The sequence below is a fragment of the Pseudomonas sp. HN2 genome (assembly GCF_020736465.1).
Classification (GTDB): Bacteria; Pseudomonadota; Gammaproteobacteria; order Pseudomonadales; family Pseudomonadaceae; genus Aquipseudomonas; species Aquipseudomonas moraviensis_A.
In genome coordinates, this window is record NZ_CP085885.1 from 1,663,007 (window position 1) to 1,689,887 (window position 26,881).

At 61.0% G+C, this 26,881-nt stretch carries 21 protein-coding genes; all 21 read left to right on the plus strand.

Annotated features, from left to right (window positions below; translation table 11 throughout):
- Nucleotides 1–21: 21 nt before the first annotated feature.
- A complete protein-coding gene (gene flgG, locus LIS66_RS07300; protein WP_016771111.1) occupies nt 22–807 on the plus strand; it encodes a flagellar basal-body rod protein FlgG in 786 nt (261 codons plus the stop codon).
- A 51-nt stretch (nt 808–858) separates the two neighbouring features.
- On the plus strand, nt 859–1,554 hold the full coding sequence (flgH, locus tag LIS66_RS07305; protein ID WP_042607505.1) for a flagellar basal body L-ring protein FlgH: 696 nt from the start codon (nt 859–861) through the stop codon (nt 1,552–1,554).
- A gap of 27 nt (nt 1,555–1,581) precedes the next feature.
- The gene (locus tag LIS66_RS07310) at nt 1,582–2,670 is read left to right on the plus strand and encodes a flagellar basal body P-ring protein FlgI (RefSeq protein WP_024012083.1); all 1,089 of its coding nucleotides are present in this window, start codon (nt 1,582–1,584) and stop codon (nt 2,668–2,670) included.
- Nucleotides 2,671–2,681: 11 nt separating this feature from the next.
- Nucleotides 2,682–3,995, plus strand: coding sequence for a flagellar assembly peptidoglycan hydrolase FlgJ (gene flgJ / locus LIS66_RS07315; RefSeq protein ID WP_042607506.1), 1,314 nt, complete (start codon nt 2,682–2,684; stop codon nt 3,993–3,995).
- Nucleotides 3,996–4,020: 25 nt separating this feature from the next.
- Complete coding sequence (gene flgK, locus LIS66_RS07320; protein WP_064362075.1) at nt 4,021–6,066, plus strand: flagellar hook-associated protein FlgK; 2,046 nt, start codon at nt 4,021–4,023, stop codon at nt 6,064–6,066.
- 13 nt (nt 6,067–6,079) lie between these two features.
- Nucleotides 6,080–7,648, plus strand: a complete 1,569-nt coding sequence (locus LIS66_RS07325) for a flagellar hook-associated protein 3 (RefSeq protein ID WP_042607508.1) — start codon at nt 6,080–6,082, stop codon at nt 7,646–7,648.
- Between the two features lie 109 nt (nt 7,649–7,757).
- Nucleotides 7,758–11,351: a glycosyltransferase gene (locus tag LIS66_RS07330; protein ID WP_227973903.1), complete on the plus strand. Its 3,594-nt coding sequence runs from the start codon at nt 7,758–7,760 to the stop codon at nt 11,349–11,351.
- A 172-nt stretch (nt 11,352–11,523) separates the two neighbouring features.
- Complete coding sequence (locus LIS66_RS07335; RefSeq protein ID WP_227973904.1) at nt 11,524–11,799, plus strand: hypothetical protein; 276 nt, start codon at nt 11,524–11,526, stop codon at nt 11,797–11,799.
- Nucleotides 11,800–12,053: 254 nt separating this feature from the next.
- Complete coding sequence (gene rfbF, locus LIS66_RS07340) at nt 12,054–12,827, plus strand: glucose-1-phosphate cytidylyltransferase (RefSeq protein WP_123418118.1); 774 nt, start codon at nt 12,054–12,056, stop codon at nt 12,825–12,827.
- Nucleotides 12,809–13,891 (plus strand): CDP-glucose 4,6-dehydratase, encoded by a 1,083-nt coding sequence (gene rfbG / locus LIS66_RS07345; RefSeq protein WP_042607511.1) that lies wholly within the window; start codon nt 12,809–12,811, stop codon nt 13,889–13,891. The genes rfbF and rfbG overlap by 19 nt, the downstream gene beginning before the upstream one ends.
- Nucleotides 13,888–14,448, plus strand: a complete 561-nt coding sequence (locus LIS66_RS07350) for a dTDP-4-dehydrorhamnose 3,5-epimerase family protein (protein ID WP_116657933.1) — start codon at nt 13,888–13,890, stop codon at nt 14,446–14,448. The genes rfbG and LIS66_RS07350 overlap by 4 nt, the downstream gene beginning before the upstream one ends.
- Nucleotides 14,445–15,671, plus strand: coding sequence for a class I SAM-dependent methyltransferase (locus tag LIS66_RS07355; RefSeq protein ID WP_227973905.1), 1,227 nt, complete (start codon nt 14,445–14,447; stop codon nt 15,669–15,671). The genes LIS66_RS07350 and LIS66_RS07355 overlap by 4 nt, the downstream gene beginning before the upstream one ends.
- On the plus strand, nt 15,668–16,525 hold the full coding sequence (locus LIS66_RS07360) for an NAD-dependent epimerase/dehydratase family protein (protein ID WP_227973906.1): 858 nt from the start codon (nt 15,668–15,670) through the stop codon (nt 16,523–16,525). The genes LIS66_RS07355 and LIS66_RS07360 overlap by 4 nt, the downstream gene beginning before the upstream one ends.
- Nucleotides 16,526–16,589: 64 nt before the next feature.
- Complete coding sequence (locus LIS66_RS07365; RefSeq protein ID WP_042607515.1) at nt 16,590–17,324, plus strand: cephalosporin hydroxylase family protein; 735 nt, start codon at nt 16,590–16,592, stop codon at nt 17,322–17,324.
- Between the two features lie 52 nt (nt 17,325–17,376).
- Nucleotides 17,377–20,292: a glycosyltransferase family 2 protein gene (locus tag LIS66_RS07370; protein ID WP_227973907.1), complete on the plus strand. Its 2,916-nt coding sequence runs from the start codon at nt 17,377–17,379 to the stop codon at nt 20,290–20,292.
- 23 nt (nt 20,293–20,315) lie between these two features.
- The gene (gene pseB / locus LIS66_RS07375) at nt 20,316–21,317 is read left to right on the plus strand and encodes a UDP-N-acetylglucosamine 4,6-dehydratase (inverting) (RefSeq protein WP_064362069.1); all 1,002 of its coding nucleotides are present in this window, start codon (nt 20,316–20,318) and stop codon (nt 21,315–21,317) included.
- A complete protein-coding gene (gene pseC, locus LIS66_RS07380; protein ID WP_227973908.1) occupies nt 21,314–22,477 on the plus strand; it encodes a UDP-4-amino-4,6-dideoxy-N-acetyl-beta-L-altrosamine transaminase in 1,164 nt (387 codons plus the stop codon). The genes pseB and pseC overlap by 4 nt, the downstream gene beginning before the upstream one ends.
- Nucleotides 22,478–22,483: 6 nt before the next feature.
- Nucleotides 22,484–23,179, plus strand: a complete 696-nt coding sequence (gene pseF / locus LIS66_RS07385) for a pseudaminic acid cytidylyltransferase (RefSeq protein ID WP_227973909.1) — start codon at nt 22,484–22,486, stop codon at nt 23,177–23,179.
- Entirely contained in the window at nt 23,176–24,681 is a 1,506-nt protein-coding gene (gene pseG, locus LIS66_RS07390) for a UDP-2,4-diacetamido-2,4,6-trideoxy-beta-L-altropyranose hydrolase (RefSeq protein WP_227973910.1), read from the plus strand. The genes pseF and pseG overlap by 4 nt, the downstream gene beginning before the upstream one ends.
- Complete coding sequence (gene pseI / locus LIS66_RS07395) at nt 24,674–25,726, plus strand: pseudaminic acid synthase (RefSeq protein WP_042607521.1); 1,053 nt, start codon at nt 24,674–24,676, stop codon at nt 25,724–25,726. The genes pseG and pseI overlap by 8 nt, the downstream gene beginning before the upstream one ends.
- Nucleotides 25,727–25,953: 227 nt before the next feature.
- Nucleotides 25,954–26,880 carry a ketoacyl-ACP synthase III gene (locus tag LIS66_RS07400; protein ID WP_042607522.1) on the plus strand — a complete coding sequence of 309 codons (927 nt, stop codon included), beginning with the start codon at nt 25,954–25,956 and terminating at the stop codon, nt 26,878–26,880.
- Nucleotide 26,881 lies beyond the last annotated feature (1 nt).

The window sequence follows — 26,881 nt, forward strand, 5'->3', positions numbered from 1 at the left end:
CAGGCGCACGAGGAGAATCGAATGCTTCCGGCTCTATGGGTTGCCAAAACCGGTCTGTCCGCCCAGGACACCAACCTGACCACCATTTCCAACAACCTGGCGAACGTCTCGACCACGGGTTTCAAACGTGACCGTGCCGAGTTCCAGGACCTGCTGTATCAGATCAAGCGTCAGCCAGGTGCTCAGTCGACCCAGGACAGCGAACTGCCGTCGGGTCTGCAAGTGGGTACCGGTGTGCGCATTGTCGGCACCCAGAAGAACTTCACCGCCGGCAGCCTGCAAACCACCGAGCAGCCGCTGGATATGGCCATCGACGGTCGCGGTTTCTTCCAGATCCTGCAGCCGGACGGCACCACGTCCTACACCCGTGACGGTACGTTCCACCTCGACTCCAATGGCCAGATCGTCAACGCCAGCGGTTTCGCTCTGGAGCCGGCGATCATCATCCCGAACGATGCGCAGACCTTCACCGTCGGCCGTGACGGCACCGTGTCGATCACCATCGCCGGCAACCCGGCTTCGCAAGTGATCGGCAACCTGCAGACCGCCGACTTCATCAACCCGGCCGGCCTGCAAGCCGTGGGCAACAACCTGTTCCTCGAAACCGCTGCTTCCGGCGCGCCGCAAATCGGCACTCCGGGCCTGAACGGTTTCGGTACCACGCTGCAGAACACCCTGGAAACCTCGAACGTCAGCACCGTTGAAGAGATGGTCAACATGATCACCACTCAGCGCGCCTACGAGATGAACTCCAAGGTGATCTCCACCGCCGACCAGATGCTCTCGTTCGTAACGCAGAATCTGTAATCCAGTCTATGGGGCGGCCTGAGGTCGCCAGCAACACCGTGAGGTAGGGTCATGAAGCGCTTTGTATCTGTTCTGGCATTGGGTGGGGTCGTCTCGCTCGCGGGCTGCGTCGCTCCGGCGCCCAAGCCCAATGACCCTTACTACGCCCCGGTGTTGCCGCGCACACCGTTGCCGGCGGCCGCCAATAACGGCTCGATCTATCAGGCCGGCTTCGAGCAGAACCTGTATAGCGACCGCAAGGCGTTCCGGGTCGGTGACATCATCACCATCACCCTCAACGAGCGTACCCAGGCGAGCAAGAACGCCAACTCGCAGATGGACAAGAACAGCGACAACAAGATCGGTCTGACCTCGTTGTTCGGCTCCAGCCTGACGACCAACAACCCGATCGGTGGCAACGACCTGAGCCTCAACGCCGGCTACAGCGCCGACCGTTCGACCAAGGGCGACGCCAAGTCCGGGCAGAGCAACAGCCTGACCGGCTCGATCACCGTGACCGTGGCCGACGTGCTGCCCAACGGCATCATCGCCGTTCGTGGCGAGAAGTGGCTGACGCTCAACACCGGTGACGAACTGGTGCGCATCGCCGGCATGGTCCGCGCCGATGACATCGCGACCGATAACACTGTGTCGTCGACCCGCGTCGCCGATGCGCGCATCACCTACTCGGGTACCGGCGCGTTTGCCGATACGAGTCAGCCAGGCTGGTTCGACCGTTTCTTCCTCAGCCCGCTGTTCCCTTTCTAGGTGGCTACGTTGAATCTGAAAAGCCTTATGGTGGCCGCATTACTGATGTCTGCGGCTTTCACCGCACACGCCGAGCGGCTGAAAGACATCGCCAGCATTTCCGGCGTGCGCTCCAACCAGTTGATCGGTTACGGCCTGGTGGTCGGGCTTAACGGCACCGGTGACCAGACGACGCAGACTCCGTTCACCCTGCAGACCTTCAACAACATGCTCTCGCAGTTCGGCATCAAGGTACCGCCGGGATCGGGCAACGTGCAGTTGAAGAACGTCGCGGCGGTGTCGGTGAGTGCCGATCTGCCGGCGTTTGCCAAACCGGGTCAGCAGGTCGATATCACCGTGTCCTCGATCGGTAACTCCAAGAGCCTGCGTGGCGGCACCTTGTTGCTGACCCCGCTCAAGGGTATCGACGGCAACGTCTATGCGATTGCTCAGGGCAACCTCGTGGTCGGCGGTTTCGATGCCGAAGGTCGTGACGGTTCGAAGATCACCGTCAACGTTCCGTCGGCCGGTCGCATCCCTGGCGGTGCGTCGGTGGAACGTGCGGTGCCGAGCGGTTTCAACCAGGGCAACAGCCTGACGCTGAACCTCAACCGCTCCGACTTCACCACCGCCAAGCGCATCGTCGACAAGGTCAACGACATGCTCGGTCCTGGCGTCGCCCAAGCCATCGACGGCGGTTCGGTGCGCGTGACTGCGCCACTGGATCCGAGCCAGCGCGTCGACTACCTGTCGATCCTGGAAAACCTCGAAATCGATCCGGGTCAGGCGGTGGCGAAGGTCATCATCAACTCGCGCACCGGCACCATCGTCATCGGCCAGAACGTGAAAGTGTCGCCAGCCGCCGTGACCCACGGCAGCCTGACGGTAACCATCACCGAAGACCCGATCGTCAGCCAGCCGGGGCCGCTGTCCAACGGCCAGACCGCCGTCGTGCCGCGCTCGCGGGTGAATGCTGAACAGGAAGCCAAACCGATGTTCAAGTTCGGCCCGGGCACCACCCTCGACGAGATCGTCCGTGCGGTGAACCAGGTCGGCGCGGCGCCGGGTGACTTGATGGCGATTCTTGAAGCTCTGAAACAGGCCGGCGCATTGCAAGCCGACCTGATCGTGATCTGAGGCCGACCACCATGGATATGCGCAAAAGCGGTCTGGTCAGCAGCAGCGATTCGGGTTCCTACTCGGACCTCAATCGTCTGAACCAGCTCAAGGTCGGCGACAAGAACAGCGACGAAAACATGCGCAAGGTGGCGCAGGAGTTCGAGTCGCTGTTCCTTGGCGAAATGCTCAAGTCGATGCGTTCGGCCACCGAAGCGCTCGGCCAGGACAACCCGCTGAACACGCCAGCGGCCAAGCAGTACCAGGAAATGTACGACCAGCAACTGGCGGTTTCCATGTCCCGCGAGGGCGGTGGTATCGGCCTGGCTGACGTGCTGATCCGGCAGATGTCGAAGAACAAACCGATGGCGCCGGGCGAGGCTGCGGCTGCGTCCGCCGCCAAGCAACAGGAAGCGCTGGCCAAGGCCGCCGCCGTGCCGACACCGATTGCCGCCGGCACCGTCGCCACCGGTCCGCTGTCCCGCGTCAACGGCGAGCGTCCGTTGTGGGCATCGCGCTCGGTGCATGCGCCGAACACCGATATTTCCCATCGCAACGACATGGCGCTGATCAATCAGCGGCGTCTGGCGCTGCCGCCGAAACTGGCCGATCGCTTGCTCGCGGGCCTGGTGCCGTCGGCGCCGAGCGCTGCCACTGCGACCACCACGACGGCCGCGACCAACGCCTTGCCGCAACGTGCTGCGACCACCGCCATCAGCGGTTCCGGCGCGTTGTACAACGGCGACTGGCTGGCCCGTGCCGAAGAGCAGAAAGCCGCCGGCGGGCAGATGCAGGTCTACGGCCGCGCCATGGCGCAGATTCCGCTGGCACCGGCGAAGAAGGCCTTCAGTTCGGCCGACGAGTTCGTCAACACCATGCTGCCGATGGCCAAGGAAGCCGCCGACCGCATCGGCGTCGATCCGCGTTATCTGGTGGCGCAAGCGGCACTGGAAACCGGCTGGGGCAAATCGGTCATGCGCGCCCAGGACGGCAGCAGCAGCCACAACCTGTTCGGCATCAAGGCGAGCAGTAACTGGAAGGGCGATTCGGCCCGCGCGATCACCAGCGAGTTCCGCAATGGTGCGATGGTCAAGGAGACCGCGGAGTTCCGTTCCTATGCCTCGTACAAGGACAGCTTCCACGATCTGGTGACGTTGCTGCAGAGCAACAATCGCTATCAAGAAGTGCTTAAGTCTGCCGATAACCCAGAACAGTTTGTACGCGAGTTGCAGAAGGCCGGTTACGCCACCGACCCGAACTACGCGACGAAGATTTCGCAAATTGCCAAGCAGATGAACAGTTTTGAAAACTACGCTGCGGCGGGTGTCTCCACCACGCCTTTATAAGGCACCAGGTAATAAGGTCTGAACCATGAGTTTGCTCAATATCGGGATGTCGGGACTGTCGGCCAGCCAGTCCTCTCTGGCTACGACAGGCAACAACATTGCCAACGTCGACACCGCCGGTTATTCACGTCAGCAAACCGTGCAGGGCACCAAGTCCTCGCAGCAGTACGGCAGCGTTTTCATCGGCACGGGCACGACCCTGGCCGACGTGCGTCGGGTGTACAACTCGTACCTGGAGTCGCAGCTGCACACCGCGACTTCCCTGGACAGCGAATCGGCCGCGTTTCTCAAGCAGGCGACGCCGCTGGATTCCATTCTGTCGGACACCAACACCGGCCTGACCGGTGTGCTGCAGAAATTCTTCACCTCGATGCAGGGCGTATCGACATCGGCCACCGATGACACTTCGCGTCAGTCGGTGTTGACCGGTGCGCAGGCGCTGACCAGCCGCTTCAATACCCTGGCCAAGCAGCTCAACGATCAGAACACCACGATCAACGGCAGCCTCGGCGACATGACCGCCCAGGTGAACAAACTCGCCACGTCGATCGCCAATCTCAACCAGAAGATCGGCGAAATCTCCACCAGTGGCGGGGCGCCGAACGACCTGCTCGACAGCCGTAACGAAGCGGTGCGTCAGCTGTCCGAGCTGACCGGCGCCCAGGTCGTCGAGCGCGGCACCAGCTTCGACATTTATGTCGGCAGCGGTCAGCCACTGGTCATCGGCAACACCACCAACAGCCTGAGCATGGTCGCGAGCAAGACCGACCCGTCGCGCATGGCGATCCAGATGGATCGCGGTTCGAGCACCATCGACATCACCTCGGTGATCAGCGGTGGCGAAATCGGTGGCCTGCTGACCTATCGCAAGGAAGTCCTCGACCCGTCGCTCAACGAGCTCGGTCGCGTGGCCCTGGTGATTGCCGATCAGATCAACAGCCAGCAAGCCCAGGGCATCGACAAGAACGGTGACTTCGGCGCGGCGATTTTCAACAACATCAACAGTGCCGCACTGATCAGTCAGCGCAGCATTGCGAAGGATGGCAACAGCGCCGGTTCGGGCAACCTCGATGTGACCATCAAGGACACCGGCAAGCTGACCACCAGCGATTATCAGGTGACCTTCACCAGCGCCACCGATTACACCGTCAAGCGTTCCGACGGCACCGATCTGGGCGCGTTCAGCACCACGACCAACCCGCCGCCAGTGATTGACGGCTTTACCCTGGCCTTGAATGGCGGCGCGCTGAGCGCGGGTGACTCGTTCAAGATCACGCCGACCCGCAACGCGGCGGCGAGCATTCAGACCGTGCTCAGCGATCCGAAGAAAATCGCTGCGGCAGGTCCCTTGACCGGCGTCGCCAGCGCCAACGGCCTGGGCAATTACACCCAGCCGACGCTCAGCGACAAGATCGACATCTACAACCCGACCGCCCAGGCCGACATGCAGGCGGCGTTGAAGAATTCGACGCCGGTCAAACTGGTATTCGGCGCAGCCAGCGGCGGCAGCCAGTCATACAATCTGGTGGATGCCAAGGGCGCGACCATCGGCACCGGCACCATCGTGCCTGGCCAGTCGAACACGCTGAACCTGAAAGTCGGCATCGTCGATGCCAGCGGCAACCCGGTGATGGACACTACCGTCACGCCGAACGTACAGAAGACCTTCACCGTGCAGACCACCGTGGGCGGCACGCCGAAATCCGGCGAGACCTTCACCATGAACCTGACCGGCGCGGCGTCTTCGGACAACCGCAACGCCCAGGCACTGGTCGCGTTGCAAACCAAACAAACCGTGGACACCGGTTCGGCGAGCAAGGGCATCAGCCTGACCGATGCCTACAACACCCTGGTGACCAACGTCGGTACCAAGACCGCCCAAGGCAAATCCGACAGCGCCGCGACCACGGCGATTCTGGAGAACGCCAAGGGTGCCCGCGATTCGCTGTCCGGGGTCAACCTGGATGAAGAAACCGGCAACCTGGTCAAGTACCAGCAGTACTACACAGCGTCTTCGCAGATCATCAAAGCTGCGCAGGAAACTTTCGCCACGCTGATCAACAGCCTTTAAGGAGTCGTAATTCATGCGCATTTCCACCGCCCAGTATTACGGAACGCAAGCTTCGGATTATCAGCGTAACTTCAACAAGGCCGTCGCCACCGCGAGCGAGGCGAGCAGCCTGCAGCGCATCAACACCGCCGCCGATGACCCGATCGGCGCCGGACGTCTGCTGCAGCTGGGTCAGCAGGCAGCGATGCTGGATCAGTACAAGACCAACGTCGATACCACCAAAAGCGCGTTGAATGTGCAGGAGTCCACGCTGGACTCGATCACCACGGCGTTGGCCCGTGCCAAGGAACTCGCGCTGGCCGCGAACAACGGCACGATCACCGACAAGGATCGCCAGGCTTACGCCTCGGAGATGGGCGAGATCCAGCAACAAGTGCTGGGCCTGATGAACGCCAAGGACGCCAACGGTAATTACCTGTTCTCCGGTTCGAAAACCGATACCGCGCCTTACTCGAAGAATTCTGACGGCACATTCACCTACAACGGCGACCAGACCACCATCAATCTGGGCATCGGCGACGGCATGACCGTGGGCACCAATACCACCGGTTGGGACGCGTTCCAGCAGACCATCAACACCGGCCGCACCAACACCAAAATGACTGCGCCAGCCGTCGATGACGGCCGTGTCGTGCTGTCCAACGGCACCGTCGGCACTGTTGCCACCTACGATGCCAAGTTCACTGCCGGGCAGCCGTACACCGTCGATTTCGTCAGCAGCACCCAGCTGAAGATCACCGATGCCTTGGGCAACGACGTGACCGCCGAGGCCAGCCAGAATGGCCTGATCAGCAACAGCAGCGGCGCCAACCAGACTGTCAGCTTCCGTGGCGTAGACCTCAAGCTGAACGTCAACCTGAAGGCCGGCGATACCAATCCGGACGCGGTTATCGCAGGGCACAGCTTCCAGCTGTCGGCCTCGCCGGACTCGTTCACCACCACGCGCAATCCGGGTAACCCGTCGACCAGCGTGATCACTGGTTCGACCATCACCGATCAGGCGGCCTATAACGCAGCGTTCCCGCAGGGCGGCGCGGTGCTCAAGTTCACCAGTGCCACCGATTTCGATCTGTATGCCGCGCCGGTGACGGCCGACAGCAAGCCGGTTTCCTCGGGCACGGTAGTGGGCGGTAACGCGACGGCTGCCGGTGTGACTTTCGCCCTGGGCAACACGCCGGCAACGGGTGATCAGTTCTCGATCCAGCCAAACAATCACCAGACCCAGAACGTGCTCGACACCCTGGGCCAGATGATCTCCGCGCTGAACACGCCGGTCGATGGCGATCCGGTTGCCAAGCAGAAGTTGCAGGGCGCGATGGAGGCAGGCCTCGGCAACATCGACGCCGCCGCCAATCAGATCGGCACCGCAGTCACCACCATTGGTGCGCGCGGCCAGGCGCTGGACATGCAGGCCATCACCAACGACAGCCTGACCACGGCGAACAGCACGACCCAGGGTTCGATTCGTGATTCCGATCCGGCTGAAGTCATGACCCGTCTGACGCTGCAACAGACCATGCTGCAAGCCGCGCAACTGGCGTTCAGCAAGATCAGTCAGTTGGGTTTGTTCAATAAGATCTGATGGTTGGCGGGCGCGTGAGCGCCCGCTAACGTTGTCCCTCTGTTAATGATTTTTTGCGGTATCAAGGGCTCGTTTTTCCGAGCGGGCTCGTACCGCCTGTGAGCCCGCCGTGAATTCACTTCCTCTCGTCAGCATCGCTATTCCTGCCTTCAATCCGCGCTTCTTCGAGCGGACGCTGAGCAGCGCCGTCAGTCAGACTTACGGCCATCTGGATATCGTCGTGTGCGATGACAGCTGTGGCGACCAGATCGAGTCCATTGTCAACGCGGTCGTGGAGCAGACGGGCGTGATGGTGCGTTATGTGCGCAATCCTCAGACGCTCGGGCTGGTAGGCAATCTGAAGGTCTGCCTCGAGCAGGCGCGTGGCGAGTTCATCAAGTTTCTGTGTGACGATGACTTGCTTTATTCGGCCTGTATCGAACAGCAAGCCCATGAGCTGCAACGCGAAGAAGTCAGTCTGGTAATCGCGCAGCGGCTGTTGTGGGACGCCAACGACATCATTCTGCCGGGGCGTCTGGAAAACAGTTCGTTGTCGCCGGTCAGTGGGTTGCTCAAGGGGGACGATCTCCTGAGCATCTTCGAAAAATTTCCGGTCAACGTCCTCGGCGGCTTCAGCAGCGCGTTGTTCCGCCGTTCCGACGTTGGCGAGCTGTTGCCGGCCCTGACGGAAGAGGGCGCGTGCTTCGTCGCCACTCTGGATTTTGCCTTGTATGTCTGCCTGCTGCGGCGCGGCAACATGGTCACCTCCAACAATGTACTGAGCGCCGAGCGACTTTATCCTGAGCGTCTGAGTGCGCAGCAGGCGATGAAGGACGCGGCGGAAACCGAGCGCGAGTGGATTTCGCAAATGCTCAAGGTCCGCAGCGGTGAGTCGGCACCCGCACCAGGCTGGGTTCGCTTTGTGCGACTGACCAGGGCGGACGAGTCACCGCGCATTTGGGAAGAGTTGCCGCTGAGCCGTACCCTTGGCACCAAGCAGAGCCGTCAGGAGTTGGGCGTGGGTGTCGACAGCTTCAGTTTCGGCGAGCTCTATGCGCAGTGGCTGGCGTGTCGGGTGCTCACCGAGGCGCAGCGCAAATGGCTGCCAGAAACCCTCGCCGGCTGGCCGCATCAACCCCGAATCGTACCGATCATTATCGACGTGCAGGGCAGTCGCGATGCTCTGGAGCGCACCTTGGCCGCGCTCGCCGCCCAGGACTATCCGCCGGAACTGGTGCTGGTGTTGTCCGCGGCCTGTAGCGAAGCGCAGTTGCAGGAAAGGGTGTTCCATATGCCGTTGCAGGATGACGGTCTGGAACAGATCAACACGCTGCTGCCGCAACTCGAAGGCGCCGACTGGTTCTATCTGCTGCAACCGGGTGATTGCCCGGTGGCGCCGGCGTTGCTGGTGATGGCCGACCGCATTGCGCATTCGCGGTCGCTGACCTGCCTGTACAGCGACGAAGGCAGTCTGCGCGACGGCGAATCGGCGGAGCCGGCGTTCAAGCCGGATTTCAACCTCGACCTGATGCGCAGCTATCCGTACGTCGGCCGTGCACTGGCATTCCAGCGTGAACGCTTTCTGGCGCTCGGCGGTTTTGCTCCGGCGTTCGCCGAACTGGCACCCCACGATGTGCTCTGGCGGATGGTCGAAAGCGATGGCCTGCAAGTCGTCGGGCATATCGCCGAGGTGTTGCTGGAATCGAAATTCGACCTGTCGCAATGGCTCACTGAGCCGGGCGTCGTCGAACAGAGTCCGCGCATTCTCGAGGCGCATCTGCAGCGTCTGGGAATTGCTCACGACATCCGCCGCGGCAGCCGGGAACTGCTCAACCGTGTCGACTACCATCACCCACGGCGCCCCTTGGTTTCGGTGATCATCGTCACCCAGGATCAGACCGCAGCCTTGCAGCGTTGCGTCGAGACGTTGCTGGAAAAGACCGCTTACAGCGAGTACGAATTACTGCTGGTCGACAACGGCAGCGAAAGCGCCGAAGCGTTGGCCTGGCTGGATGGCATGGCGCAATTGGGTGGTGAGCGCATTCGCGTGCTGAGGTATCGGCAAAAGGGCAATGCTGCTGCCGTGCACAATTTTGCCGTGCAACAGGCGCGCGGTGAGTACGTGCTGATGCTCAATGCCTTCGCTGTGATCACCCAGGCTGACTGGCTCGATGAATTGCTCAATCATGGGCAACGACCGGAAGTCGGTGTGGTCGGTGCCAAGCTGTTCAACCCGGACGGCGGTATATTGCACGCCGGCCTGATTCTCGGATTGAACGGGCCGGTCGGGCTGCCGTTCTATGGCCAGCCGATGCAGTCGGAAGGTTACATGTACCGCTTACAGGCAGTGCATGACCTGAGTGCCGTAGGCGGTGATTGCCTGATGATTCGAAAGTCGGTGTTCGACGCCGCTGGTGGCCTGGATGAGCAGGATCTCAAACAAACGCTGAATGTCGCAGACTTGTGTCTGCGCGTCGGCCGCGACGGTTATCTGGTGGTGATGAATCCGCACGCCGTGCTGGCCGTTGGCGCACGGCCAAGTGCGGCGACCACCCCGCAAGAGGAAGCGCAGCACGCCGAGGAAAAAGACACGTTTTATCAACGCTGGTTGCCACTGGTTGCCCGTGACCCGGCTTACAATGTCAACCTAACGTTGCAGGGTGTGGGCGCCACCAATTTCAGTCTGGAACCGGGTCTGCGCACCGGCTGGAACGCTTTCTCCACGGCCCTGCTGCCTAACGTGCTCGCGGTGCCGATCAACGCTTCTGCCATCGGCCACTACCGGATCAGCCAGCCGATGATCGAGCTGGAAGCAGCCAATCGGGTAGAAGGGCGCATCTGCTATGGCTTGCCGTCGATCATCGATATCGAACGGCAGTCACCCGATGTGATCGTTCTGCAGGGGCGTTACTCGGAGCACACCATCGATGAAATCCCGCCGCTGAAAAAGTTTTTCAACGCGCGACGGATCTTCGAACTCGACGATTATGTCATCGACGTTCCCCATCGCAACGCACACATCCGCAATATGCCGGGCAAGGCGGACATGGAGCGCATGGTGCGCCGGGCGATCGGCCTGTGTGATCGCGTGGTGGTCTCGACTGCGCCGCTGGCCAACGCATTGGCGGACATGCACCACGACATTCGTGTGGTGCCGAACATGCTGGCCAAGGATTTGTGGGGGCACCTGCGCAGCCAGCGTCGCACCTCGAAAAAACCGCGCGTCGGCTGGGGCGGCGGCACCAGTCACCATGGTGACCTGGCGGTGATCGCCGACGTAGTGCGGGAATTGGCCAACGAGGTGGACTGGGTGTTCTTCGGTATGTGCCCGGATGATTTGCTGCCGTACATGCATGAGTTTCATGGCGTTATTGCGCTGGATGTCTATCCGGCAAAACTGGCCAGTCTGAATCTGGACCTGGCGTTGGCGCCGTTGGAGTTCCACATCTTCAACGACTGCAAAAGCAACCTGAGGCTGCTCGAGTACGGCGCCTGCGGGTTTCCGGTGGTCTGTACCGATACCGAGGCTTATCGCGGCTACCTGCCGTGTACGCGGGTCAAGACAAACACGACCGATGAATGGCTACAGGCTATCCGCATGCATTTGGCTGACCCGGATGCCAGTTATCGCATGGGCGATGAATTGCGTGAGGTGGTGCTGCGCGACTATGTCTTGCGGGGGGATAACTTGCGGCATTGGGAATATGGGTGGTTGGCGGATTGATTGGAATGCAGTCGTGACCATACGAACAGGTGCCTTTGACAAAAGCCGCCTGTTTTTTCTAGCTTGTTATTTACGCTTCTCTCGAAAGAATTTCTGTTCACGGCTAAAGCTTTAATCATTTGCTGTCGGTATTTACCTAATCGTCTGTCTTCAACGTTCGCTGCAATGACCTGTGATCACCACACGAACCTGTACCGATTCACAACAAGGCAAGGAAGAAAAATTGGCGGTCATAAACGGAACAAACGGCGCGGATACGCTGGTGGGTACTGCCATGTCATTGCAAAGGACGAGGGTGGGCGATGACCTGATCCTTAATGACTCCGGCAGAACCGATCAGGGAGTCAAGCTGCAGGACTGGTTCGCAGGCCAAAACACTATCGAGTACTTCGAGGCGGCCAACGGCGATGTTCTGCCAATCAATGATGGGTTCAGTATGTTTGGCTAGTTTTCCGACTCGTCTGAGTAATTGAATGAAAGGGATGAATCCGCCAAAGGATTCATCCCTTTTTTTGCTCTACGGCCCATCCAATACGGAAGCCATCGAGCTGGCGCGTTTCCTGCAGGCTCCCCTCAAATCGCCATAAAACGAGCGCTCGCGGTCATTCCTCCTGCGCCCGGATCGGCAGAAGGTTCAGCGAGAAGGCCCGCAACGCTCAACAAAGCAGTGCGCAGCGCGGTGAACGTACGAGAGGGGAGATGATGAAGGCAGTTATTTTGGCGGGTGGCCTCGGCACGCGCATCAGTGAAGAGTCGCACCTCAAGCCCAAGCCGATGATCGAGATCGGCGGCAAGCCAATTCTCTGGCACATCATGAAGCAGTATTCCGCCCACGGGATCCACGACTTCGTCATCTGCCTGGGCTACAAGGGCTACGCGATCAAGGACTTCTTCGCCAACTATTTCCTGCACACCTCCGACGTCACTTTCAACATGCGCGAGAACCGCATGGACGTACATCAGAACTACAGCGAGCCGTGGAGCGTCACCCTCATCGACACCGGCGAGGAGACCATGACCGGTGGCCGTCTGTTGCGCGCCGGCCGTTATCTGCAGGATGAAGAGGCGTTCTGCTTCACCTACGGCGATGGCGTTTCCGATTTGAACATCCGTGAATTGGTCGATTACCACAAGGGCCATGGTCGTTTGGCTACCGTCACCGCCGTGCAGCCGCCGGGGCGTTACGGCGCGCTTGAGCGTCAAGGCGATCAGGTCCTCGGCTTCACTGAAAAACCCCGTGGCGACGGCGGCTGGATCAATGGCGGCTTCTTCGTCCTGTCGCCGAAAGTCTTGCCCTACATCGCTGGCGATGAGACCACCTGGGAAGCCGAGCCATTGGCGCGTCTGGCCCGCGAGGAGCAATTGAAAGCGTTTGAACACGACGGCTTCTGGCAACCGATGGACACCCTGCGCGACAAGAACCATCTCGAAGCGCTGTGGCAGACCGGGGAGGCCCCATGGAAGCAATGGGCCTGAATGCGGATTTCTGGCGTGGCAAACGCGTGCTGGTCACCGGACACACCGGTTTCAAGGGCAGTTGGCTGACCCTGTGGCTGCAAAGCCTCGGCGCGCAGGTCAGCGGTTTTTCGCTAGACCCATCGACCGAACCGAGCCTGTTCGAACTGGCGCGCGTACACGAAGGCATCAACGACCAGCGCGGCGATTTGCGTGACCTCGGTGCCTTGCTCGAGATCATCGCCGAGACCGAGCCGGAGATCGTTCTGCATCTGGCGGCGCAGCCCTTGGTGCGCGAGGGCTATCGCGATCCGCTCGGCACCTATTCCAGCAACGTCATGGGCACGCTGAATCTGCTCGAAGCGATCCGTCAGGTCGGCGGCGTGCGGGCATGCGTGCTGGTGACCACCGACAAGGTCTACGCCAACAAGGAATGGCTGTGGCCGTACCGCGAAGACGAAGCCCTCGGTGGCCACGATCCTTACAGCAGCAGCAAGGCCTGCTGCGAATTGCTCGCGCAGTCCTATGCCGCGTCGTTTTTCCCGGCGGACAAACATGCCGAACACGGGCTGGCCCTGGCTACCGCACGCGCCGGCAATGTGCTGGGCGGTGGTGATTTTGCACCGGAGCGACTGATCCCCGACGTACTGAAAGCCTGGACCGCCGACGAGCCGGTGACTCTGCGCTACCCGCAAGCCGTGCGCCCGTGGCAGCACGCGCTGGAGCCGCTGGCCGGATATCTGCAACTGGCTGCCGCGCTGTACGAATACGGCCCGGAATACGCCGGTGCGTGGAACTTCGGCCCCGGTGAGGCAGACATGTGCAGCGTCGGTGAAGTGGTTGAACTGCTCGCCAATCGCTGGCCGCTGGCCCGTGGCTTGCGCATCGAACCGAGTGAACTGCACGAAGCCGGTCTGCTGCGTCTGGACAGCAGTCGCGCGCGGCAGGTGCTCGGCTGGCAGCCGCGCTGGTCGTTGCAGGCTTGCTTGGCGCAGACCCTCGATTGGCACTTGGCGTGGCAGAACGGCGATGACATGCGCGCCGTAACTCTGGGCCAATTGAATTTGTACCGAGGCGCGCTGTGAGCGAGTTTTCCCTGAAAGCGTTGCCGCTGGCCGGTCTGTTCTGCGTTCAGCACAAGCGCTTCGAAGATCAGCGCGGGCACTTTGCCCGGTTGTTCTGCGAGGGCAGCCTGAGTGCGTTTGGCAGCGCTTTCCACATCCGCCAGATCAACCATTCCTGCACTCGCGAGAAGGGCAGTGTGCGGGGCCTGCACTATCAGAATGCCGACGCCCCGGAAGCCAAACTGATCACGTGCCTGCGCGGTGAAGTCTGGGATGTCGCGGTGGATCTGCGTCCTGACTCGGAAACCTTTTTACACTGGCACGCCGAGCACTTGAAGGCGGGCGATGGCCGCAGCCTGTTGATTCCGGCCGGTTTCGCTCATGGCTTTCAGACGCTCACCGACGACGCCGAATTGCTCTATCTGCACAGCGCCGATTACGCGCCGGAACACGAGGGCGGCTTGTCGGTAAACGATCCTCGACTGGCGATTGCCTGGCCGTTGCCTGTCAATAATTTGTCAGCGCGTGATTCCAGCCATCCCGCGCTCGATCAACACTTTGCTGGAGTGCGTCTATGAATTGCCGTGGGTGCGCCGCACCGCTGAGCCTGCCGCTGATCGACCTCGGCACTTCGCCGCCGTCCAACGCCTATGTGCATGCCGATCGCCTGGAGCAGGCCGAGCAATGGGTGCCGTTGAAGGTTGCCGTGTGTGAGCAATGCTGGCTGGTGCAGACCGAGGACTACACCAGTGCCGACAGCCTTTTCGACGCCGAATATGCCTATTTCAGCTCGTTCTCCAGCACTTGGCTGAATCACGCCGAGCGCTATGTCGCCGAGATGAGCGAGCGCTTCGGTCTCAGCGCCGACAGTCGCGTGGTCGAAGTCGCCGCCAACGATGGTTACCTGCTGCAATACGTCGCCGCGCGCGGCATCCCGTGCCTGGGTGTCGAGCCGACCCGCAGCACCGCGCAAGCGGCACGGAAAAAAGGCCTGGAAATTCGCGAGCTGTTCTTCGGCCGCGACACCGCCACGCAATTGCGCAGCGAAGGCTGGAGCGCTGACCTGATGGCCGCCAACAACGTGCTCGCCCATGTGCCGGACATCAACGATTTCCTCGCCGGCTTCGCGACGTTGCTCAAGCCGACCGGCGTCGCCACCTTCGAGTTTCCGCAACTGCTGACGCTGATGGCTGGCGCGCAGTTCGACACGCTGTATCACGAGCACTATTCCTACCTGTCACTGACCGCCGTGCAGACCTTGTGCGAGCGCAATGGCCTGGAAGTGTTCGACGTCAGCCAGTTGAGCACCCACGGCGGATCGCTTCGCGTATTCGTGCAACGCAAGGACGGCCAGCGTCGTGCTGTTCTTCCGGCAGTGCAGCAACAACTGCAGGCCGAACTTGCTGCCGGGGTGAAAACCGCCGAGTACTACGCGACCCTCGCGCCGGCTGCCGAACGCATCAAACATGACCTGCTGCGCTTCCTGTTGCAGGCCAAAGCCGACGGTAAACGTGTGGTCGGATACGGCGCGGCGGCCAAGGGCAATACCTTGCTCAATTACGCCGGCGTCAAAGCTGATCTGCTGGCCTGGGTGGCCGATGCCAATCCGCACAAGCAGGGCAAATTCTTGCCGGGCAGTCGCATTCCGATCGTGGCGCCGGCGCAGATCGAAATCGACAAACCGGACTACGTGCTGGTGCTGCCGTGGAACCTGCTGCGAGAAGTCAGTCAGCAACTGGCGCAGGTGCGTCAGTGGGACGGGCGCTTCGTCATCGCCGTGCCTGAGTTGAAAGTACTGTGAAGGTTCTGGTTACCGGTGCTACCGGTTTTGTCGGTCGGCATCTGGTTGCTGCATTGCTTGAACGCGGCTGCGAAATTCGTGCGGTGGCGCGCAACGCAGAAACGGCGCGAAGCATGCCGTGGATCGATGACGTGGAGTTCGTCAGCGCGGATATTCACGCTGCTGATCTGAATGTCGTCGCGCTGACCGAAGGCATCGACGCACTCGTGCATCTGGCCTGGCCGGGGCTGCCGAACTATCGGGCGCTGTTTCATTTCGAGCACAACCTGATGGCCGATTACCGCTTTATCAAAAGGGCGGTCGAGGCGGGCGTGCAGCAGGTTCTGGTGACCGGCACCTGTTTCGAATACGGCATGCAAAGCGGCCCGCTCAGCGAGTCAACCGAGCCACGTCCGAGCAATCCTTACGGTCTGGCCAAACACACGCTGCACCTGTTTTTGCAGAACCTGCAGCAGGAGCGGCCGTTCACTTTGCAGTGGGCGCGGTTGTTCTATCTGCATGGTGAAGGGCAGAACCCCAACAGCCTGTTGGCCGCGCTTGACCGGGCGATCGATAGCGGTGAGCCGAACTTCAACATGTCGGCCGGTGAGCAGTTGCGCGATTTTTTGCCAATCGAAAACGCGGCGCAATACCTCGCCTCGATACTGCAAGAACGCGGTTTCAACGGCGTTATCAACTGCGCCAGTGGCCAACCAGTGTCGGTGCGTGCGCTGGTCGAACAGCGCTTGCGTGAGCGTGGCGCAACGCTGGATTTGAACCTCGGCCATTACCCCTATCCGACCCATGAGCCCATGGCGTTCTGGGCTGTGGTGGAGCGGTTACAACAATTACTCGAGGCCCAGCGCAGCAACTGATGCGCCTGCCGCGAAGGCCTTTTGGCCATGTGCAAACCCAATGAATTTTCAGTGAGACCGGACAATGAGCGATAACCTGATCAAGACCTTCGAAGCAGAGTGCCAGGCTGAAGTGGTTGCCCAAGGCCAGAACCAGGAACTCAAGGCGTTGGCCCAGCAGTTTTATAACGAGTCGGCCAAGCACAAGTACACCTATCACTTCTCGTGGATGGGCCGACCGATCATTCAGTTGCCGCAAGACATGATGGCGATGCAGGAACTGATCTGGCGGATCAAACCGGACTTGGTCATCGAGTGCGGTATCGCCCACGGCGGTTCGATCATTTACTACGCTTCGTTGCTGGAGCTGCAGGGCCATGGCGAAGTGCTCGGCATTGATCGCGATATCCGCGCGCACAACCGTGAGGCCATCGAAAGCCATCCGATGATCAAGCGCATCAGCATGATCGAAGGTTCCAGCCTCGACCCGGCGGTGGTCGAGCAGGTTCGTCAGGCGGCTGCTGGCAAGAAAGTCATCGTGGTGCTCGACTCCAACCATACCCACGAACACGTCCTTGAAGAGTTGCGTCTCTACGCACCGTTGGTGTCGGTGGACAGCTATTGCGTGGTCATGGACACCGTCGTCGAGGACATGCCGGCCGATGCTTTCCCGGATCGTCCGTGGGGCCCTGGTGACAACCCGAAGACTGCGGTGTGGGCTTATCTCAAGGAAAACGCTGATTTTGAGATCGATCAGCAGATGCAGGACAAGTTGCTGATCACCGTTGCTTCGGACGGTTATCTGCGTCGGGTTCGTTGACAGTTTTTTCATTACAGCGTTTTCGCACGGTTTGATCGCGGCAGGAGAAGTTATGCAAGGCAAGTACGGTTCTGAAAACACGCTGCCATTGAGCGAGTTGCTGACAGTGGTACTGATCACCCACAACCGCCCGGCTTTTTTGCGCCGAGCGCTGCAGTACTACAGCAGCCTGCCTTGCAAGGTGCTGGTGCTGGACTCTTCCCCCGAGCGCCCGGAAGGTGATTTTTCGGCGGTCGATTATCAGCACTTGCCGCAATTTGCCTACTGGGGCATGCAGGCCAAACTGACTTACGGCGTTGCGCAGTTGACCACGCCGTACATGGTGTTTGCCGCCGACGACGACTTCATCCTGCATGAGTCGCTGGCCGAATCGGTCAGGTTCCTCGAAGCGAACCGTGACTACGGCCTGTGCCACGGTTACTGCCTGATGTACCTGGCGCTGGCGGGCAGCGTCAGCTACTACCGTCGCGACAAGAAGATCTGTGAAGACTACGCGTCCGAGCGCGCCGAGGATCGCGTCCTCGATTTCATGCATCAGTACGTACCGCCCTTTTACGGCGTGTGCCGTACTTCGATAATTCAGGACTGGTACGCCGCTTTGCCGGCGGGCACCAGTTTCCAGTGGCAGGAAATCGGCCATACCTATTATCTGCTGGCGAACGCCAAGGCGCGGATCCTGCCGATCCCGTACGTCGTACGCGAAATCAACGTCGGCTTCTCCGATCACAACACCGATGTCTACCACTCGCTGTCTTATACCGACGCCAAGTCGGTGGCCGAGCGGGAGGCCTTCGCCGAATTCCTCGCGTCCTTGCCGACCGCTATTACCGGCCTTGATCAGGCGCAGCGCAAGGCATTTGTCCTGAAAAGCTTCGAAGCCATGACCGACAGTCTGGTCTCCGGGCGGGCATTGACCAACGAGCTGATTTTCGAGTCGACCTGGAATCAGGTCACCAAAGAGCCAGAGCGAAAATTCGGCCCACGGCAATACGTCGAGATGCCGTTTTACAACCAGCACTTCTTCGACTTGCTGACCCAGTTCGAATTCCTCCTGCATGCGATGCCCGCCGGGCGTATTCAGCTTGAGAAGCTTGAAGGCGTCTGGGCCCGGCAGGAGTATCTGTTGCAGGCGCGAAATAACGACACTCCGGAAAGCGTCATCGACCGGCTGTGGCAAGCCCATGACAGCAACGCGTTCAACCGTCGCGTGGTCAAGCGTCTGGCCGAGCAACTGCAGTCGGCTGGCGAGGAAGCTCCAGCGCAGGAAATGCTTGAGTGGGGCGCGCGTCTTCAAGCCGTGTCGAACCTTGATCACTACCCGGTCTTTGGCAAGATGCGCTCGGGGCGTTTGCTCGATTGGCTGGCGGCGCGCAAGCCTGACGCCGAACAATCTGCTTCAATCGCTGCCCGTCTGGCCGCCAGCAACGGCGGACCGCAGTTCGGTATTTTCCTGCTTGACCTGGATGACAGCGTCGAGAAGCTGCAAATTACCCTCGACAGCCTCGTCGAAGGTGTCAGCAAAGCGTTCAAGATCGTGGTCTTCACCACTGGCGAACCGCAGACCGCGACCACCGCGCAAAACACCTTGCACTTTGTTCGGGTTACCCCGGGCAATCTCGTCGACAAGCTCAACCAGAGCGCTGCGCAGTCGCCTTGCGACTGGTTGCTGCTGGCGAACGTGGGCGACGAATTCACACCGGCCGGCCTGGCGCGCGCCGGTTTGGAACTGATGGCGGCCAGCGGTGTTCGCGCAGTAGCGACTGATGAAATTCAGCGCACTGCCGAAGGCGCACTGGTCGACTTATTCCGCCCCGGTTTCAATCTTGATCTGCTGCACAGCGTGCCGTCGCTGATGGCGCGGCACTGGCTGATCCGCCGCGAAGTCCTGCTTGAAGCCGGCGGTTATCAGGCCGACTTCAGCAAGGCGCTGGAATTCGATCTGTTGCTGCGCATCATCGAACAGGGCGGCCTCGACGGCCTGGCGCATCTTGATGAGCCGCTGCTGATCACCGAGCAGGCGCCTCTGGAAGAAAACGCCCATGAGCGTCTGGCGCTGCTGCGTCACTTGGGCAATCGCGGTTACAAGGCCAAGGTCACCTCGGCGCTGCCGGGTACCTGGCAGATCGATTATCGCCATACCGAACAACCGCTGGTGTCGATCATTGTGCCGGTCATTGATGATCTGCCGGCACTGCGTCGCTGCCTCGAAGGCGTGCTGCTGCGCACCCGTTACAGCCGCTACGAAGTGCTGCTGGCCGCCAACGGCAATCAGTCGGCCGAGGTCAACGATTGGCTGGGCACGCTGCGCCACGCCAAGGTCAACGTACTGCGTGCCGATCAGCCGCTCGGCGAAATCGCGTTGTATAACGCCGCCAGCGAGCAGGCGCAGGGTGAATACCTGGTGCTGCTGGCCGCCGACAGCGAAGTGGTCAACCCGAACTGGATCGATTCGCTGCTCAATCACGCCCAGCGTCCGGAAGTCGGCGTCGTCGGCGCCAAACTCGTAGATCGTGATGGCAAGGTTGCCCAGGCCGGTCTGATTCTCGGCCTCAACGATGGCGTGGGTTCGCCCTTCATCGGCGAGAAACACAAGGCCGAGGGTTACATGCAGCGTCTGGCTGTCGAGCAGAATTACTCGGCGGTGTCCAAGGTGTGCCTGATGATTGGCAAGGACATGTTCAATGCCCTTGGCGGCCTGGACGAGGTGACCTTCGCTGCGGGCTATGCCGATGTCGATCTGTGCCTCAAGGCCGGTCAGGCCGGTTACCTCACCGTGTGGACGCCACTGGTGCAGGTGCTGCACACCGGCGAGCTGCCACAGGCGCCAGCGGCATTGGCGGCATTGCGTGAAAAATGGCCCGACGCCTTTGCCCAGGATCCGGCGTACAACGCGAACCTGGCCCTGAGTGGCAAAGGTTTCACTCTTGGCGAAAACGCCTCGATCAATTGGGCGCAGTTGCTCGCCTGAGCAGGCCGGACAGGAATCACCACATGTTCAACGGACAATCGATTTTCATCTCCGGCGGCACTGGCTCGTTCGGCCGTAACTTCATTCGCCGCTTGCTCGAGCAATACCAGCCCAAGCGCGTCGTGGTGTTCTCTCGCGACGAGCTGAAGCAGTACGAGATGCAGCAGACGTTCAACGCGCCATGCATGCGTTATTTCATCGGTGACGTGCGTGACGCCGAGCGCTTGCGTCAGGCCATGCGCGGCATCGATTACGTCGTCCATGCCGCTGCGTTGAAGCAGGTGCCGGCGGCGGAATACAACCCGACCGAATGCATCCGCACCAACGTCAATGGCGCGGAGAACATCATCGCCGCCGCCATCGACAATGGCGTGAAGAAGGTCGTCGCGCTGTCCACCGACAAGGCGGCCAGCCCGATCAATCTGTACGGTGCGACCAAGTTGCTCTCGGACAAATTGTTTGTCGCCGCCAACAACATTGCCGGCGAGCAGCAGACCCGTTTCGCTGTGGTGCGCTACGGCAACGTCGCTGGCTCGCGCGGTTCGGTGGTGCCGTTTTTCAGCAAGCTGATCGCTGACGGCGCGCAGGAGCTGCCGATCACCGACGAGCGCATGACGCGGTTCTGGATCACCCTCGATCACGGCGTGCAGTTCGTCCTCGACAGCTTCGCGCGCATGCACGGCGGTGAAGTGTTCGTACCGAAGATCCCGTCGATCCGCATCGTCGATCTGGCGCGCGGCATGGCCGAGCATCTGCCGCACAAGAACGTCGGCATCCGTCCCGGCGAGAAGCTGCATGAGCTGATGGTGCCGCTGGACGATGCGCGCATGACCCTTGAGTTTGACGACCATTACACGATCCAGCCGTCGATTCGTTTTACCAGCGTCGACGTCGATTTCGCCGTCGATAAACTTGGCGAACGTGGCCGTGCCGTGGGCGAGGATTTCGAGTATCGCTCGGATACCAACCCGCATTTTCTTTCGGTCGGGCAGATCGCCGATCTGCACGCGAAGCTGTCGGTATGATCCCTTACGGTCGGCAGAGCCTCGATCAGGCAGACATCGATGCGGTGGTCGAGGTGTTGCAATCGGACTGGCTGACTCAGGGGCCGACCATCGAACGCTTCGAGCAGGCCATGGCCGAGCGCTGTCAGGCGGATTTTGCCGTGGCGTTGTGCAATGCCACGGCGGCGCTGCACATTGCCTGTCTGGCGGCGGGTCTGGGGCCGGGCGATCGCTTATGGACTTCGCCTAATACCTTTCTCGCCTCGGCCAATTGCGGGCGCTACTGCGGCGCCGAGGTGGATTTCGTCGACATCGATCCGCTGACCTGGAACCTCGATGCGTTCGCGCTTGAAGCAAAGCTCGAACAGGCGGAGCGCGACGGCACGCTGCCGAAAGTCCTCGTCGCCGTTGCCTTCTCCGGGCAGAGCTGTGACCTGCGCAAGATTGCCGATCTGGCGGTGCGCTACAACTTCACCGTGATCGAAGACGCCTCCCACGCAGTGGGCGCGAGCTACGCCGGGCGTCCGGTCGGTTGTGGTGAATTCGCGGCGATGACGGTGTTCAGTTTTCATCCGGTGAAAATCATCACCAGCGCCGAGGGCGGCATGGTCCTGACCAATCGCCCGGCGCTGGCCGAACGTCTGCGACGCCTGCGCAGCCATGGTATGACCCGGGATGCAGAACAGATGACCGAGCCCAGTCACGGGCCGTGGTATTACCAGCAGGTCGAGCTGGGTTTCAACTATCGGATTACCGATCTGCAAGCGGCGCTGGGTCTGTCACAACTGCGCAAGCTCGACGAATTTGTCGCACGGCGCCGCGAACTCGCAGCGCGTTACGATCAGTTGCTCGCCTACCTGCCGCTGACCTTGCCGAGTGCGCAGCCGGAGGCCGAATCGGCGTGGCACTTGTACGTGGTGCGTTTGCAGGCCGAGCGCTGCAACCTCAGTCATCGCCAAGTGTTCGAAAATTTGCGCGCCGCCGGCATCGGCGTAAATCTGCACTATATTCCGGTGCATCTGCAGCCGTACTATCGCGAGCTGGGTTTTGCCGAGGGCGATTTCCCCGAGGCCGAGCGCTATTACGCCGAGGCGATCAGCTTGCCGCTGTTCCCTTTGCTCAGCGAAGTACAACAGGATCAGGTGGTCGAGCAACTGCGCCGGCTGCTGCTTGAGGAGTAAGGCACCGTGAGCTGCGTCGCGATCATCCCCGCCCGTGGTGGCAGCAAGCGCATCCCGCGCAAGAATCTCAAACCGTTCGACGGCGTACCGATGATCGTCCGCTCGATTCGCACGGCGCTGGAATCAGCGCTGTTCGACGCCGTGGTGGTCAGCACCGACGATGCGGAAATTGCCGACGTCGCACGGGCGCACGGCGCCGAAGTGCCGTTCATGCGACCGGCCGATCTGGCGGATGATTTCACCGGTACCGCTGCGGTGATCGTGCATGCCCTGCAGCAGCTGCCGGCATTCGATTACGCCTGTTGCCTGTATGCGACGGCGCCGCTGTTGCAAGTGCGCTACCTGCGTCAGGGCCTCGAATTGCTCAAGCAGCATCCGCACAAGGCGTTTGCCTTTTCGGTGTGCGGCTTCGGTTTCCCCGTGCAGCGCGCCCTGACCCTCAACGAGGAGGGCGCCCTGATGTCGCTTTATCCGGAGTTTCGCACCACCCGTTCGCAGGATCTGCCCGAAGCGTTTCAGGATGCCGGGCAGTTTTACTGGGGTCGCAGCGAAGCGTGGTTGCGCGGCGAGACGCTGTTCTCGCCAGCCAGCCTGCCGGTGATCCTACCGCGCCATCTGGTCCAGGACATCGACACCCCCGAAGATTGGCAACGCGCCGAATACCTGTACGCCGCGCTCAAGGCCGGCGGAGAACTGCCATGAGAGTGCTGATCCGTGCCGACGCTTCGCCGGCCATCGGCAGCGGCCATATCGCCCGCTGCCTGACGCTGGCGCGAGTGTTGCGCGGGCAGGGCAGTCATGTTGCGTTTGCCTGTCGGCGCTTGCCGGGACATCGACTCGAAGCCTTGAATGCCGAAGGCTTCGAGACCTTCGCGCTGCCCGAGCGCTATCGTGATGAAGACCCGCTGCAGGCCATCGAATCGATGTTGCCGTGGCAGTTCGACATTGATGCGCTGGGTCTGATGCTGGATGGGCAAGCGCCGTTCGACTGGATCATCGCCGACCACTACGGCCTAGACCATCACTGGCAAACCGCTGCCCGGCGCTGGGCGCATCGAATCGCCGCAGTGGATGATCTGGCGACGCGGCGCTACAGCGTCGATCTGCTGCTCAATCAGAACCTGTCCGGCTTAAGTGAAAACTACGCGCCGCTGCTGCCGCCGGGCTGTCGCACCTTGCTCGGCCCGCGCTACGCCATGCTCCGTGAAGAATTCAACTGCGAAGCCATCGAGATCAAACCGAAGGCGCGGCGGGTGCTGGTGAATTTCGGCGGTTTCGACGCGGCGATGCAGACTCATCACGCGATGTTGGCGCTGGCTGATTTCACTGAGTTGCAGGTTGATTTCGTCGCGGGCGCCGACAACCCGGCGTGGGCGCAGATGCAGGCCTTGGCCGAGACACGGCCGAACTGGCGCCTGCACAGTTTCGTCAGCGATTTCCATCAACGCATGACTGAAGCCGATCTGTTTATCGGCGCCGGCGGCGGCACCAGTTGGGAGCGTGCGGCGCTCGGCTTGCCGACCATCTGCATCGCTGTGGCGAACAATCAGCAGGCCAACGGTGAAGTCATGGCGGCGGCCGGCGCGCATGTGTTCATGGGTGCGCGCGAGCAGGTCAGCGTCGAGCAACTGCGCGATGCGGTCGGCTTTGTGATGGACAATCATTTTCTGCGCCAGAGCCTCGCCGAGCGCTCGCGGCAACTGGTCGACGGACGCGGTGCCGAACGCGTGGCGGCGGCGCTGGCCGGCGCGGTGCTGAAACTGCGCCCGGCGACGCTGGACGATGCGCAGTTGCTGTTCGATGGACGCAATGCCGAGCCGGTGCGGCGCTGGTCGCTGGAATCCGGCGTGATCGATTGGGCGCAGCATCTGAACTGGTTGATGGCAAGTTTGCGCAATCCGCAGCGGCTGCTGTTGATCGCCGAGGCGGATGACGGCCCGGTCGGGGTGCTGCGCTACGACTTGCGCGGATTCGAAGCGGAAGTGTCGATCTATCTGCTGGAAGGGCGTTTCGGCCTCGGTTGGGGCAGGGCAGTGCTCAGCCGTGGCGAAGCGTTCGTCGCTGCGCACTGGCCGCAATTGACGCGCATCAATGCCCGGGTCATGCCCGCCAATCAGTCTTCATTGAAAGTCTTCCGCGACGCCGGGTTCATCCAGGAAACCTGCGCGTTCAGCCGTGTTTTGAAGGATCACTCGCATGTCTAGTTTCAAGATTGGCCACCGCACGATTGGTGCCGACGCGCCGCCGTTCATCATTGCCGAGATGAGTGGCAATCATAACCAGTCTCTCGATGTCGCCCTGCAAATCGTCGAGGCTGCTGCGAGGGCTGGTGCGCATGCCTTGAAGCTGCAAACCTACACCGCCGAAACCATGACCCTGGATCTGGCCGAAGGCGAATTCTTCATCAAGGATCCCGGCAGTCTGTGGGCCGGCACTTCGCTCTACGATCTGTATGAAAAAGCCCACACACCATGGGAATGGCACGCGCCGATTTTTGCTCGAGCCAAGGAGTTGGGGATGCTCGCGTTCTCGACGCCGTTCGACGACAGCGCGGTGGATTTTCTCGAAAGCCTCGAGGTGCCGGCGTACAAGATCGCCAGTTTTGAAAACACCGATCTGCCGTTGATCCGCCGTGTCGCCGCCACCGGTAAACCGCTGATCATCTCCACCGGCATGGCCAGCATTGCTGAACTGGATGAAACCGTGCGCGCCGCACGCGAGGCCGGCTGCAAGGATCTGGTCCTGCTCAAGTGCACCAGCACTTATCCGGCCACGCCCCTCAACAGCAACGTGCGCACGATCCCGCATCTGCGTGAGTTGTTTGGCTGCGAGGTCGGGCTGTCGGACCACTCGATGGGCGTTGGCGTATCGGTGGCGGCGGTGGCGCTGGGCGCGACGGTGGTGGAGAAACACTTCACCCTCGATCGTTCGGCCGGTGGCGTCGACGCGAGCTTTTCCCTGGAACCGGCGGAACTGGCCAGTCTGGTGGTCGAAACCGAACGTGCCTGGCAGGCCATGGGGCAGGTGCATTACGGCGTGACCGAGGCTGAGCGAAAATCGCTGGTCTATCGCCGTTCGCTGTACGTCACCGCTGACATGGCCGCCGGTGAAGCCTTTACCGGGGACAATCTGCGCGCCATCCGTCCTGGCCTCGGTCTGCCGCCCAAGCACACCGATGCCGTTCTCGGACGCCGCGCGCGCACCGCGATCAAGCGTGGTACGCCACTGGATTGGTCGCTGATCGAATAAGCCAATCTGCCATCGATTCGGCAAAATAGCGTGACCTGCGAGTCATAACGCGCATCTTCACTGTATTGTATTGACCGGGGAGATGGCGCCTGGCCCGTTTTGCGGTTCCAGTGATAGCCCTTTGCGCTTCCCGTGGCTGCCCGTTGTGGCGGCCGTTTTCTGTTTGTCGGCGCCCCTCGAATCCTTGCGAGCGGTGGTTTTGGGCTGTTTTTTATTGGGAAGCCGTAATGATTGGCATAAAAAGCATTGCGAGCTACGTTCCTGTAGCCGGCGTGGACAATTACGCACAAGGTGCAAAATTCGAGAAGGATGAAGAATTCATCCTTGGCAAGATCGGTTCGGCGTTCCTGCCGCGCAAAGACGCTGAGCAGGAAACCTCCGATCTGTGCGTGGAAGCGGCCAATGCGCTGTTTGCCAGCAACCCTGAACTGAAACGTGAATCCATCGATGCTCTGATCGTCGTCACCCAGAACGGTGACGAAGAAGGTCTGCCGCACACCGCTGCCATCGTCCAGGACAAACTCGGCCTGCCGACCAATGTTGCAGCGTTCGACATTTCTCTGGGCTGCTCCGGTTATGTCTACGGCATTTACGCGATCAAGGGCTTCATGGAAGCCGCCGGCCTGAAGAACGGCCTGCTGATCACCGCGGACCCGTATTCGAAAATCGTTGACCCGGAAGACCGCAACACCACCATGCTGTTTGGCGATGCCGCCACCGCCACGTGGATGGGCGAAAACCCGACCTGGGCGCTCGGCAAGGCCAAGTTCGGCACCGACGGTTCCGGGGCACCGCACCTTAAAGTCAGCAACGGCGTGTTCTTCATGAACGGTCGTCAGGTCTTCAATTTCGCATTGCTGAAAGTCCCGGCGCACTTGCATGAACTGCTTGACGATTCGGGGCTGAAAGCCGATGACATCGATGCATTCTGCATTCACCAGGGCAGCGCGGCGATTGTCGACGCCGTGGCGCGACGCTTCGAAGGCGAGCCGGAGAAATTCATCAAGGACATGGTCGAGACCGGCAACACCGTGTCGTCGAGCATTCCGCTGCTGTTGGAAAAGCACGTGCTCGACTCCGACTGGCAGCGCGTTGCGCTGAGCGGTTTTGGTGTTGGCCTGTCGTGGGGCTCGGCGATCATCTATCGTCCGTAAA